Source organism: Acuticoccus sp. I52.16.1 (genome assembly GCF_022865125.1).
Taxonomy (GTDB): domain Bacteria; phylum Pseudomonadota; class Alphaproteobacteria; order Rhizobiales; family Amorphaceae; genus Acuticoccus.
The window spans coordinates 4,443,640-4,455,977 of record NZ_CP094828.1 but is presented as its reverse complement, the minus strand read 5'-3'; the positions used below and the strand labels follow the sequence as shown (position 1 = coordinate 4,455,977).

The window sequence follows — 12,338 nt, the reverse complement described above, 5'->3', positions numbered from 1 at the left end:
CACCGGCCTCGGCGGCCCGACGTTTCTATTGGGCCGGCGGCACCGGGCAGGATGTGTCGCCCTCCTCGCAGTGGAGGAAGCCGTCCAGCGTGGCGGCCCGTTCGTCGGTCAGCGAGGCGATGCACTCGCCCCACACCAGCGGGTAGATCGACCCTCCGGCGACCCCGCTCGCGGCGAAGGTGCACTCGGCGTCGCGGTAGGCGGTCCAGGCCTCCTGCGCGGCCTGGAAGCCGGCGCGGGCCTCCTCATCGGGCAGGCGGGCGAGGATCTCTTCGCTCATTTGCGCAAGGTCCGCCTCGGCAGCGTCCACCGCGCGGCCGGCACAGGCGTTGAGTTCGGCCTGGGTCGCGTCGTCGCCGCAGGGCTGGGCCGCCGCGCCGCCGATGCCCGCCGCCAGAAGCAGCGCCGCCGCCGCGCCGCACCAGCCCCACCGATCCGCTCTCGTCATAGTCGTCGCTCCCTCGCCAGTCGGCCCGAGCCTACACACCGAAGCGGCGCGATGCATCATTGGGCCCGTGGCCGCGCGCAGAGGCCGTCGAGGAAGACGTCGAGCAGGCGCACCACGCTGTCCTGCCAGTCGGGCGGCTGATTGCCCATGTAGCAAAGGCCCAGCATCGTGCGCAGCAACTCCTCCGGTGAGACCTCGTCGCGCAGCTCGCCCGCGGCGACCGCCCGCCCCATCAAAGCCGCCAGCGCGCCGCCGACCCTGGCGGCATTGTCGGCATAGAAGGGCGAAGTGTTGTCGATCGCGGGGGCGAGCGCGGCGACCATACCCTTCTTCGTCGCCACCATCCTCACCGCCGCGCGCAGCCATGTGCGCAAGCCCGCCAGCGGTTCCGCCTCCGCGGTCAGCCGCTCGGCCGCCTCCACCAGCTCGTCCACCTCGTGACGGTAGACGGCCTGAAACAGCGCCTCGCGCGTCGGAAAATGGCGGTAGAGCGTGCCGATGCCGACGCCGGCCGTTCTTGCCACCGCTTCCAGACTGGCGTCCGGCCCGCCGGCCGAGAAGACGGCCGCCGCCGCCTCCAGCAACCGCTTGCGATTGCGGACGGAATCGGCCCGCGGCTTGCGCTGCGGACGCCGTTTATTCTCTTCGGCCTGGACTACGATTCACTCCAATCCTAAAAACGGAGGCGCGCTCCGCCTTGAAAGCGGAGGCACCCTCCGTATATGTGCTTCCAGGCGGCGGCGTTCACCCACCTTTTCCATCGCGTGGTGACGCCGTTCCGCCTCCTCAGGACATACACCTCATCGGAGGCACGATGACCCTTTCCCTGTGTCTCACTGTCAACGGAGAGCGCCGCGAGGTCCAGCTCGAGGACGCGCGACCCACTCTTCTCGACGTCTTGCGCGAGCGGTTGCAGCTGACCGGTACCAAGAAGGGCTGCGACCGTGGCCAGTGCGGCGCCTGCACCGTGCTGGTCGACGGCCAGCGCGTGAACGCGTGCCTGACGCTCGCCATGAGCGTCGACGGCGCCGAGATCACCACCATCGAAGGCCTGTCGGCGGACGGTGTGCTGCATCCGGTGCAGGCCGCTTTCGTCGAGCATGACGCCTTCCAGTGCGGCTACTGCACGCCAGGCCAGATCATGAGCGCCGTCGGTCTGCTCGCCGAGGGCGAGGCCGGCGCCGACCCGGAGCGCATCCGCGAGGGGATGAGCGGCAACCTGTGTCGCTGCGCCGCCTACCCCGGCATCACCGAGGCGGTGCTCGACGCCCACGCGCGCCTCGCCCGCAAAGAACGGACACCGGCATGAACGTCTTCGACTACGTCCGCCCGGCCTCGGTCGACGAGGCAGTCGCGGCGGCGACCGAACCGGGCGCCGCCTACCTCGCCGGCGGCACCAACCTTCTCGATCTGATGAAGGGCGGCACCCGCCACCCCACGCGCATCGTCGACATCCGCCGTCTCCCCGGCCTCGACCGGATCGAGACGCTGGCCGACGGCGCCATTCGCATCGGCGCGCTGGTGACGAACGCCGCCCTCGCCCGCAACGGGGATGTGCGCGAGGCCGCCCCGGCAGTTGCGGAGGCGCTGCTTTCCGGCGCCTCGCCACAACTGCGCAACGCGGCGACCGTGGGCGGCAATCTCATGCAGCGCACCCGCTGCGCCTATTTCACCGACCCCCACAGCGCCTGCAACCGCCGCACCCCCGGCGCCGGATGCGACGCCCACGGCGGAGACACACGCGGCCAAGCGGTGCTGGGCTGGAGCGAGGCGTGCATCGCCACGCACCCGTCCGACTTCTGCGTGCCCCTCTTGGCCCTCGACGCGGTGGTGGAGATCGCCGGGCCGGCAGGCTCGCGCGACCTTCCGCTCGACGCACTGCACCGCCTCCCGGGCGACACGCCCGCGGTGGAAACGGCGCTGGAGCCGGGCGAACTCATCACCGCCGTGCGCCTCCCCCCGTCCGCGGCGGGCTTCGCCGGCCATGCGCGGTATCTGAAGCTGCGCGAGCGTACCTCGTACGCCTTCGCGCTGGTGTCCGCCGCGGCGGCGCTGCGGATGGAAGACGGCGTCATCGCCGAAGCCCGCCTCGCGCTCGGCGGTGTCGCGGCCAAGCCGTGGCGGTCTGCGGCGGCCGAGGCGAGCCTTGCCGGTGCACCCGCGTCGCCCGAGGCGTTCCGCGCCGCCGCCGCGCTCGCCCTCCAGGGTGCCCGCCCCTCCGGCGACAACGCCGCCAAGATCGAACTCGCCGGCCGCGTCGCCGCCCGTGCGCTGGCGCTCGCCGCCGCCGGCACCCCGGAGACGATCCCGGCCCTTCCCGCCTCCGTCTTCGCGACCGCCCCCGTGCATGGAGCCACCGCCCATGGCTGAGACCCTGGATGCTTCCACCGGCCACGTCCGCCTCGGTTCGAACGCGGGCCAGCCGATCACCCGGCGTGACGGCCACGCCAAGGTCACCGGCGCGGCGACCTTCGCGGCCGACAACCACCCGCAGGGCATGCTCTTCGCGGTCTACGCCAGTGCCGCCGTCGCCCGCGGGCGCGTGACCTTCCTCGATGTCGCCGCCGCCAAGGCGCACCCCGGCGTCGTCGAGGTGATCACGCCCGCCAACCGCCCCGCCCTCGCCCGCGATCCGGACGAGAAGGTGCACATGTTCTCATGGCGCACCGAGGCACTGCAGAACGACGCCGTGCGCTACGCCGGCCAGCCGGTCGCGGTGGTCGTCGCCGAGACGCTGGAGGCCGCCGCCGAGGGCGCGCGCCTGCTCGCCCCGCGCTACGACGTCGAGCCCGCGCACGTGACGCATGACGACGGCGAAGTGTACGACCCGCCCGGCGTCGGCATCGGCGCCGAGCCGGCGTTCGCCAAGGGCGACGTCGAGGTCGGCCTCCGCGACGCCGCGCACCGCATCGAGACCGCCATCGAGACGCCGCTGCAGTACCACAACGCGCTGGAGCCGCACGCCATCGTCGCCGCCTGGGACGGCGACCGGCTGACGATCGACGTGCCCAATCAGGCGATCAACATCGCCCGCGGCGACTTCGCCGGCTACTTCGGCGTGCCGGCGCAGGACGTGCACCTCAAGAGCCCGTTCATCGGCGGCGGCTTCGGCTCGAAGGCGATCCTCAACGGGCCGCAGCTCCTTTGCATCCTGGCCGCGCGCATGGTCGGCCGCCCGGTCAAGCTCGTCCTTCGCCGGGACCAGATGTTCGGCCCCGTCGGCCACCGTGGCGGCACCCGCCAGCGCATCACCCTCGGAATCGACGCCGAGGGGCGGCTGACGGCGCTCGACCATCACGCCCAGTCCACGACCTCGCGGTTCGACGACTTCCTGGAGCCGGCGGCCAACGCCTCGCACAACCTCTATGCGACGCCGGCGCTGCGCACCGGCCACACCGGCGTGCGGATCGACACCGGCACCCCCGGCCCGATGCGCGCGCCCGGCGAGGCGACCGGCTCGGCCGCCCTCGAATGCGCGATGGACGAGGCGGCGGAAGCGGCCGGCCTCGATCCCTTGGCGTTCCGCCTCCTGAACTACGCCGAGACGGACCCGGCGACCGGACGCCCGTTCTCGTCCAAGGAGCTGCGCCGCTGCTACCTGGAGGGTGCCAGCCGGTTCGGCTGGGCCGGCCGGCCGCTCGCCCCGCGGCAGATGCGCTCGCAAAGCGGCGCGTTGGTGGGCTGGGGCATGGGCACCGCGCTGTTCCCGGCGCCGATGTTCCAGGCGCAGGCCAGCGCGACGCTGCGTGAGGACGGCACCGCGGTGGTGGAGATCTCGGCGGTGGAGATGGGCCAGGGCGCTCTCACCGCGCTGGCCCAGATCGCCGCCGACGGCCTCGGCCTCGACGCCGACAAGGTGGAGCTGCGCGCCGGCGATTCCGAGCTGCCCGACGGCGGGGTCGCCGGCGGGTCGGGCCACACCGCCACCGCCGGCAGCGCCATCTTCGCGGCCGGCGGCGAGGCGATCGCGCGGCTGGCCGAGATCGCCACCGCCGATCCCGCCTCGCCGCTCTTCGGCGCGGGCAACCAGGGCGTCGTCGGCCGCGGCGGACGGCTCCAGCATGCCGACGACGAGACGCGCAGCGAGAGCTACGCCGAGATCATGCGCCGGGCGGGGGTGAACCAAGTGGAGGGCGCCGGCACCGGGGCACGCAACCCCGCCGACGCCGAGGACTACGCCATGTTCACCCACGGCGCCGTCTTCGCCGAGGTGATGGTCGACCCGGACTTGTGCCAGGTGCGCGTCAGCCGCCTCGTCGGCGCGTTCGCCGCGGGGCGGATCATCAACCCGCGGCTGGCGCGCAGCCAGCTCACCGGCGGCATGATCTGGGGCCTGAGCTTCGCCCTCCACGAGGCGGCCGTGCATGACCCGCGCACCGGCCGGCCGATGAACGCCGACTTCGCCGGCTACCACGTCCCCGTCAACGCCGACGTCCCGTCGATCGAGGCGTTGCTGGTCGACGAGGTGGACCCGCACGTCAACGCCCTCGGCGTCAAAGGCGTGGGCGAGGTCGGCATCACCGGCACCGTCGGGGCGATCGCCAACGCGATCTGGCATGCCACCGGCGTGCGCGCCCGGCGCTTCCCGATCCGCATCGAAGAGCTGCTGCGCTGAACCGTCCGGCCGGCCTCGTGATCGGGGCCGGCCGGACACCCCAAAGACGAAATCGACGTAATCCGCCAGTCGCGTGCGCAACTTGGAAAGTCACCGGAAGCAGGCTGCATCCATGGGCGGCACGCTGTCTGCAACGGGCCCGTCTTCCCGCCATACGCGTCGCGATTTCCCGCCACTAAAACGCCACATTAAACGACGGCCCCGGCGCTTTGGGACATTTCAACGCGCTCAAACGCGCGTTTGTGAAAATATAGGCTCATTTACAACGATGGATCGGTAATTTTACAACGGTCCTTATCACGCTCGCTCCAACTGCACGCCGGCATCTCCCTGGCAAGGCAACGCCGCTGTGGCGTGTCTCTCATCGAACATGTCTTTGGAGCGTGACAATGCCATTTGTCCCCATTAACGGCACGATCTTCGCGGACTTGATTGACGGCACCGGCGCCGACGAGCTGATCAATGCCAGGGCTGGCAACGACGATGTTTTCGGCCGCGGTGGCAACGATATTCTTCTGGGCGGCCTCGGCCGCGATTTTCTGTCCGGCGGTGCCGGCAACGACACGCTCGACGGCCAGCTCGGGTCCGACACTCTCGTCGGCGGCCTCGACGACGACCTGATGCGTTGGCAGGAGAGCGACGGGCCGGGCAACGATCTCTTCGACGGTGAGGACGGCTACGACCAGGCGAACTTCATCGGCAGCGACGGCTTCGTCGGCGACAACTTCACGCTGGCGTCGGCGGGCGGCCGGGTCGAGTTCAACAAGGTGGCGAGCCCCTCCAGCGTCAGCGTCGGCACCACGGAGCGGATCCTCGTCGTCACCCGCGGCGGCAACGACCGCGTCGACGCCGGTGCCCTGCAGGCCGGCATGGTCGAGCTGGTCATCGACGGAGGCGGCGGCAACGACGAGCTGCTCGGCAGTCAGGGCGACGACACCCTTCGCGGCGCCGCCGGCGAAGACACCCTCGTCGGCAACGCCGGCGACGACACCATGCTCGGCGGTGCCGACGACGACCTGATGATCTGGAACAACGGTGACGGCAACGACACCATGGACGGTGGCGACCAGTTCGACACCGGCGAGATCAACGGCTCCGACAGCGCCGGCGACGCCTTCAAGGTCTCCACCACCGGCCCGCACGTCCTGCTGGAGCGCACCAATTTCGGCAACTTCTCGGTCCAGCTGCGCAACACCGAGCTGATGGAAGTGAACGGCCAGGGCGGCGACGACACCATCGACGGCAGCCTGGTCGCCGACGGTTTCATCCAGTTCAACGCCGACGGCGGGGCGGGCGACGACCTCCTCCTCGGCACCCAGGGCGACGACCTCCTCGAGGGGGGGCTCGGCGACGACAAGCTCGTCGGCAACGAGGGCGACGACACCATGCTCGGCGGGCTTGGTGACGACCAGATGGTCTGGAACAACGGCGACGGCTCCGACACCATGAACGGCGGCCTCGGCGACGACATCGCCATCGTCAACGGATCGGACGGGAGCGGCGACGCGTTCGTCGTCGGCAACACGTTCGGCACCGTCGAATTCGACCGGGTGAACTTCGGCCAGTTCGGCCTCGAGATCGACAACACCGAGACGCTGGTGGTGAACGGCCTCGGCGGCAACGACACCGTGGACGCCGGCGACCTGCGCATCGGACTCATCGACCTGAAGATCAACGGCGGCGCCGGCGAGGACGAGCTGATCGGCTCCAACGGCGGCGACACGCTGGCCGGCGACACCGGCAACGACACCATGCTGGGCGCGCGCGGCGACGACCTGATGATCTGGCGCAACGGTGACGGCTCCGACCTCATGAACGGCGGTGCCAACGACGACACCGCCCTCGTCGAAGGGGCCGACGGTGCCGGCGACAGCTTCGAGATCAGCACCAACGGCGGCAACGTGCTGTTCGAGCGCGTCAATTTCGGCAACTTCACGCTCGACATCCGCAACACCGAGACGCTGGAGGTGAAGGGTCTCGCCGGCAACGACAGCATCGACGCCAGCGCCCTCGACAACGGGCTGATCGACCTCGAGCTCTTCGGCAACACCGGCAACGACGAGATCACCGGCAGCGCCGGCAACGACACGATCGACGGCGGCGAGGACGACGACGTCATGACCGGCGGTGCCGGTGCCGACATCTTCGTCTACGAGGAAGGCGCCGATTCGATCACCGACTTCGGGACCGGCTTCGACCGCATCGAGATCTCCGACGACCTCGGCTTCAACTTCTTCCAGACCAAGCAGGCGATGACCCAGGTCGGCGCCGACGTGGAGATCGACTTCGGCAACGGCAACGTCCTCACGGTCGAGAACACGGCGGTGAACGACCTCAACTTCATCGATTTCATCTTCTGATCCCCGCGGCGGGCGGCCCCCGCCCGCCGCACCGCGCCATCGACGACCCGTCCCGGCCCCCGCGAGCCCGCTCGCGGGGGCCGTTTCGTCTCCCCGCCCCCGCCCGGGACCGTGCCGGGTCGTGCCGGGCCGGGACACGGCGCACGAAAAAGGCCCCGCCGCGGACGCGACGGGGCCGTTCTCGCTCGGCGGTGTCCCGGTGAGGGGCCTTCCGCGCGGGCCGCCTCAGGGGCGCAGGTCGCGTTTGATCTCGGCGATCTGCGCACGGGTCAGCCCGACATCCGTCAACAGATAGTCGGGCATGTCGAGCAGCCGGCCATACTCCCGGCGGCGGGTGAGGTAGGTGGCGAGCCGATCGGCCAGGCGCCAGAAAGGTTGCGCAGGTCCGGGGGGCGCCGCATGGCGGTTCGCCGCGAATACGGCGATCCGGGGTCCGGTATCAGTCGATGTCATCGGTGAAATTCCGTTCGTTACAGGGTGAAAAGGCATCGGGCGCGGCCGAATTCGTGCGGTCGCGCCAAACAGGGCGACGGCGCTAGCCGTGCCTCTCGGCATCGCGGCGGGAGACGCACCGCGGGTCGGGCGCAGCGATCGCCGTCCCTCTTGTCGTGCCGGGGCCGGCGCCGCCGGGTGCCGTGCGCGTCATCCGATACGCACCTCCATCGGTGTAATCTGGCGGATGCCGCCGATGCCGCTCAGGTGCGGGCGCCGGACCATGGTCAGGTTCGGCGCCCCGGCGACCAGTGCGGGACCGCTCCGGGTCACGGTAGAGGTGGGGGTCGCGCATCGCCGACATTGTGCTGATGCGCACAATCGCCCTGGCCGGCACCACCACGTCGCCGATCGGCACCGGCGCGGTGGTGAAGCGCACGGAGCCGACTGGGACCCGTGCGGCCATCCGGTCGACGAAGTCGAACTTCTCGCCCAGCGGCAGTCCGGCGACGATGCGCTCGGCGACGATGCGCACGCCGGCGCGGCGCGCGCGGACCGCTGAAATTGCTTGGAAACGTGCTCATCCGCGGCCGAACGGGCGGCGCGCCGGCCGGAACCTCGCGTGCCGTGCACGTCACCTGCCGCCGGTTGCGGGACGAATCTTGACGTTGATGGAACTTCGGCGCGGCGATACACGCGCGCCCCGCCGCATACAGAATACGTTCAGACGATTAGAAGAATTCTTGAACCCATAAACTTACCCACACGCCTGCATTCAGACGCGGCGAGCCCCATATCTGCCATAATTACGGGCACCACCCCCTCGATTACGCAGATCGCACCGCACAATTTGTCATCTGAGGGCGCCGCGTTGTTGCCAGCGTTGTGAATTGCGTATTATTCGACGCGCGTTCGCGTTGTTTTCATGGGCTGGAGCCGTGGATGCCGTCACACGATCTGGAAATTACCCTCTTCGGCGAGCTGAAGGTGTTCGCGGGCGGGAGCGCGGTGGCCCTCCCCTCCTCACGCAAGGCGCGGGCGTTGCTGGCCTTTCTCGTCGCGACGGGCCGGCCGCAGCGGCGTGAGCGGCTGTGCGAAATGTTCTGGGGCCTGCCGGACGATCCCAAGGCGGCGCTGCGCTGGTCGCTCAGCAAGCTGCGCAAGGTGGTCGACGCGCCGGACCGCGTGCGCATCGTCGCCGACCGCGAGCGGGTGACGTTCGATGCCACCGGCGTGACGGTCGACCTGGCCGAGATCGAGCGGCAGTTGAGCGGCGGGGCGGCCCCGGTCGACCTCGCCGCCCTGCAGGCGATGGCCGAGCCGCTCGGGATGGTCTTCCTCGACGGGATGGACGGTGCGGGGGACGCCAGCTTCGAATCCTGGCTGGCCGTGCAGCGGCACGACGCCCTGGTGACACGGGCGCAGGTGCTGCGCCGCCTCGCCACCCACCCCGAGCTACCGCCGCTCGAGGGGCAGAAGTGGCGACGCCTGTGGCGCGAGGCGGACCCGGCCGGCGCCGAGGCGCACATGGCCGCGGCCGCGCCCCCCGCCAATGCGCGCGTGCCGAGACCGCCGCCGCCCCACCCGCCCGCGCGTCGCCGCCCGGACCCGGTGGACCCCGCCCACGCCCCGGCGGTGCCGGCACGCCGGCCGCGCCGCGTCACCGACATCCGCCACCGTCCGTTGCGCGCGCAGCGGATCGGCTTCTGCGACGTGCCGGACGGCACCAAGATCGCCTATGCGACCGTCGGCTCAGGGCCGCCGCTGCTGAAAGCGGCCAACTGGCTCAACCACCTGGAGTTCGACTGGTCCAGTCCGATCTGGGGCCGCAGCTTCGCCGCCATCTCGCGCACCCGCACCTTCGTGCGCTACGACGAGCGCGGCTGCGGCCTGTCCGACTGGGAGGTGGACGACCTCAGCTTCGATGCGTTCGTGGAGGATCTCGAGGCGGTCGCCGACCGGCTCGGCCTCGATCGGTTCCCGCTGCTGGGCGTGTCGCAGGGCTGCGCGGTGTCGATCGAATATGCGGTGCGCCACCCGGAGCGGGTCAGCGGCCTCATCCTGGTGGGGGGCTACGCGGCAGGGTGGCGCCACCTCGCCAGCGCCGCGGAGCAGGCGCGGCGCGAGGCGGTGCTGACCCTGACTGCGCTGGGCTGGGGGACCGACAACCCCGCCTACCGGCACATCTTCTCGCAGACCTTCATGCCCGAGGCGAGCGCCGACGAGCTCGCCTGGTTCGACGACTTCCAACGCCAGACGACCTCGCCGTCCAACGCGGCGCGGTTCCAGGACGCGTTCGGCTACATCGACGTGCGGCACCGGCTCGCTGCGGTCCGCGCGCCGACGATCGTGCTGCATTCCAAGTACGACCAGCGGATCCCGCTGGAGCAGGGCCGCGCGGTGGCGGCGGGGATCCCGGGGGCGCAGTTCGTGCCGCTGGAAAGCCGCAACCACATCATCGTCGACCACGAACCGGCCTGGAAGGTCTGCTTCGAGTGCATCGGCCAATTCCTGGCCGAACACGGCATCTGACCCGCCCCCGTCTCACCCCCTAAACGCCCCCGGCACGACGTCCCCACCGCACGGCGCCCACGCACCGGGCCTTTCGGAGCCTGATCGCCGGAGCCGCCGTCGCGCCCCCCGTCCGGCAGGGGCGGTGGCGCCGCGCAAGGGGCCGAAGGCCGGCGCAGCCGCTCGCCCTTGCGCGGTGCCGCGGGCGCTGCCAGGGGGACAGCGCGACGGCGGTTCCGGCGATCAGGCGGGCCCCCTGATCGCTGGTGGGACCCGAGCCCGCCGGAGGCCTGCGGCGGGCTCGGCCGGAACGCGGCTCAGCCGCCGAGCCCCGCGGCGCGCGGCCCGTAGCTCGCGACGGCGCCCTCCGGCGTCAGGAACCCGTCGTCGATGTCGCGGGCGATCGCCGTGGTGGGACGCTCGTCGGGAGGGCCGTAGCCGCCGCCGCCGGCCTGCTCGAGGCGCAGCTCGGCGCCCGGAACCAACACGTGCCGCCCCTGGCCGTCGACCTCGACCCCGTCGATCATGTGACGCCGCCGCGCGCCGGGCCGGCCTCCGAAGAGGCCCTCGGCGGCGAACATCGTCCGGTTGGCCATGGCGAAGAAGACCATGTCGCGCGCCGTGCCGTTGCGCATCACCACGGTCTGCCCGGCGCCGCCGCGGAACGCCCCGGCGCCGCCGCTGTCGGCCAGCAGAGACTTCTCCTCCACGACGAGGCCGCTGAGCGGCTCGAACACCTCGATCGGCGTGGTCCCCATGTTGGACGAGCCGGGCGTCGTCTGCCGCCCGTCCATCCCCTGGAGGCCCCCGAAGCCGCCGCATACGAAGTAGTTGGCGGCCATCTCGCGGCCGTCGTCGTGCCGTCCCTGGAAGGTCATGATGTCGATGAGGCCGCTGGCGGCGGTGACGCGGTCGGGCACGATGCGGGCCATCGCATCGAAGATCAGAGGCACGACGAAATGGCCGATCGTGTGACGCCCGGCAGAGGGCGCCGGCGGCACCGCGGCGAGGATCGAGCCCACGGGCGCCACCACGTCGATCAGGGCCGTGGCGCCGTCGTTGTTGGGGATGCCGGGCGTCGTGATGCACTTCAGCGCGTAGAGGGCCATGGCGCGGGTATACGGAAACGGCACGTTGATGCCAGCGCCGACGCACGGCCCGGTCCCCTCGAAGTCGACGGTGAGCCGGTCTCCCGCCTTCACGACGCGGCAGCGGAGGGTCCGGACCTCGTCGTAGGCCTCGACCTGCGCCCGGCTGGTATATTCCGCGTCCGGCATCGCCAGGAGCGCCTGGCGCACGGCATTCTCGGACTGGGCGAGGATCTCGTCGGCGAGCGGCGTCAACGAGGCCAAGCCGTATTCGTCCATGAACTCCAGCACATGGCGCACGACGACCGACGTGCAGGAGATATTGGCGAAGATGTCGCCCGCGACCTGGTCGGGCACGCGCACGTTGAGCTTGATCAGCTCCATCAGGTCGTCGTCGAGCACGCCCTTCTTCACCAGCTTGGTGATCGGCAGGCGCAGACCCTCGTGGTAGATCTCGGTGGCGGAGACGGAGAACCCCATCCCGCCGATATCCGGCAGGTGCGTGATGGACATCGCATAGCCGGCCAGCGTGCCGTTGCGGAAGATCGGCCGCATCACCGCGAGGTCGTACATGTGGCCGGTGCCGATGGTGGGATCGTTGGAGATCACCACGTCGCCCGGATCCAGCGTGGCGCCGGGGAACTTCCGCAGCATGTGCGAAAGCGTGATCGGCGCGGTTCCGATGAACACCGGAATGCATTTGGTCGACTGGGCGATCATCCGCGCGTCGGCGTCGAAGATCAGCACCGAGAGGTCGAACCCCTCGCGCACCAGGGTCGAGAACGAGGTGCGGATGAGCGCGGTCGCCCCTTCGTCGGTGATCGAGACGAGGCGTTCCCAGAGGATGGAGAGGTCGACGGCGTCGAACGTGGGCGTCATGGTCG

At 70.7% G+C, this 12,338-nt stretch carries 10 protein-coding genes; 5 read left to right on the top strand and 5 right to left on the bottom strand.

All coding sequences use genetic code 11. The features are described from left to right. Positions 1-25: 25 nt before the first annotated feature. Positions 26-448: a lysozyme inhibitor LprI family protein gene (locus tag MRB58_RS20070; RefSeq protein WP_244778859.1), complete on the bottom strand. Its 423-nt coding sequence runs from the start codon at positions 446-448 to the stop codon at positions 26-28. 56 nt (positions 449-504) lie between these two features. Further along, complete coding sequence (locus MRB58_RS20065; RefSeq protein ID WP_371747305.1) at positions 505-1,110, bottom strand: TetR/AcrR family transcriptional regulator; 606 nt, start codon at positions 1,108-1,110, stop codon at positions 505-507. Between the two features lie 152 nt (positions 1,111-1,262). Between MRB58_RS20065 and MRB58_RS20060 the strand changes: the two genes are divergently transcribed. From MRB58_RS20060 to MRB58_RS20045, 4 genes are all read left to right on the top strand, one after another. After that, positions 1,263-1,757, top strand: coding sequence for a (2Fe-2S)-binding protein (locus MRB58_RS20060; RefSeq protein WP_244778857.1), 495 nt, complete (start codon positions 1,263-1,265; stop codon positions 1,755-1,757). Further along, entirely contained in the window at positions 1,754-2,818 is a 1,065-nt protein-coding gene (locus MRB58_RS20055) for a xanthine dehydrogenase family protein subunit M (RefSeq protein ID WP_244778856.1), read from the top strand. The genes MRB58_RS20060 and MRB58_RS20055 overlap by 4 nt, the downstream gene beginning before the upstream one ends. Next, on the top strand, positions 2,811-5,063 hold the full coding sequence (locus MRB58_RS20050; protein WP_244778855.1) for a xanthine dehydrogenase family protein molybdopterin-binding subunit: 2,253 nt from the start codon (positions 2,811-2,813) through the stop codon (positions 5,061-5,063). The genes MRB58_RS20055 and MRB58_RS20050 overlap by 8 nt, the downstream gene beginning before the upstream one ends. 389 nt (positions 5,064-5,452) lie before the next feature. Then, the gene (locus tag MRB58_RS20045) at positions 5,453-7,423 is read left to right on the top strand and encodes a calcium-binding protein (RefSeq protein ID WP_244778854.1); all 1,971 of its coding nucleotides are present in this window, start codon (positions 5,453-5,455) and stop codon (positions 7,421-7,423) included. Between the two features lie 225 nt (positions 7,424-7,648). On the opposite strand, the gene MRB58_RS20040 is transcribed toward MRB58_RS20045, so the two are convergent. Next, positions 7,649-7,876, bottom strand: a complete 228-nt coding sequence (locus tag MRB58_RS20040; RefSeq protein ID WP_244778853.1) for a DUF1127 domain-containing protein — start codon at positions 7,874-7,876, stop codon at positions 7,649-7,651. A gap of 82 nt (positions 7,877-7,958) precedes the next feature. After that, positions 7,959-8,390 carry a cytochrome P450 gene (locus MRB58_RS20035; protein WP_244778852.1) on the bottom strand — a complete coding sequence of 144 codons (432 nt, stop codon included), beginning with the start codon at positions 8,388-8,390 and terminating at the stop codon, positions 7,959-7,961. A gap of 407 nt (positions 8,391-8,797) precedes the next feature. Between MRB58_RS20035 and MRB58_RS20030 the strand changes: the two genes are divergently transcribed. After that, positions 8,798-10,387: an alpha/beta hydrolase gene (locus MRB58_RS20030; RefSeq protein WP_244778851.1), complete on the top strand. Its 1,590-nt coding sequence runs from the start codon at positions 8,798-8,800 to the stop codon at positions 10,385-10,387. 296 nt (positions 10,388-10,683) lie between these two features. On the opposite strand, the gene MRB58_RS20025 is transcribed toward MRB58_RS20030, so the two are convergent. Further along, complete coding sequence (locus tag MRB58_RS20025; protein ID WP_244778850.1) at positions 10,684-12,333, bottom strand: hydantoinase B/oxoprolinase family protein; 1,650 nt, start codon at positions 12,331-12,333, stop codon at positions 10,684-10,686. Positions 12,334-12,338: the final 5 nt, after the last annotated feature.

Bases quoted from the DNA above. Each gene is read 5' to 3' on its own strand.
- MRB58_RS20070 (WP_244778859.1), bottom strand. From the start codon at position 448: ATGACGAGAGCGGATCGGTGGGGCTGGTGCGGCGCGGCGGCGGCGCTG.
- MRB58_RS20040 (WP_244778853.1), bottom strand. From the start codon at position 7,876: ATGACATCGACTGATACCGGACCCCGGATCGCCGTATTCGCGGCGAAC.
- MRB58_RS20055 (WP_244778856.1), top strand. From the start codon at position 1,754: ATGAACGTCTTCGACTACGTCCGCCCGGCCTCGGTCGACGAGGCAGTC.
- MRB58_RS20045 (WP_244778854.1), top strand. From the start codon at position 5,453: ATGCCATTTGTCCCCATTAACGGCACGATCTTCGCGGACTTGATTGAC.
- MRB58_RS20050 (WP_244778855.1), top strand. From the start codon at position 2,811: ATGGCTGAGACCCTGGATGCTTCCACCGGCCACGTCCGCCTCGGTTCG.
- MRB58_RS20060 (WP_244778857.1), top strand. From the start codon at position 1,263: ATGACCCTTTCCCTGTGTCTCACTGTCAACGGAGAGCGCCGCGAGGTC.
- MRB58_RS20030 (WP_244778851.1), top strand. From the start codon at position 8,798: ATGCCGTCACACGATCTGGAAATTACCCTCTTCGGCGAGCTGAAGGTG.
- MRB58_RS20025 (WP_244778850.1), bottom strand. From the start codon at position 12,333: ATGACGCCCACGTTCGACGCCGTCGACCTCTCCATCCTCTGGGAACGC.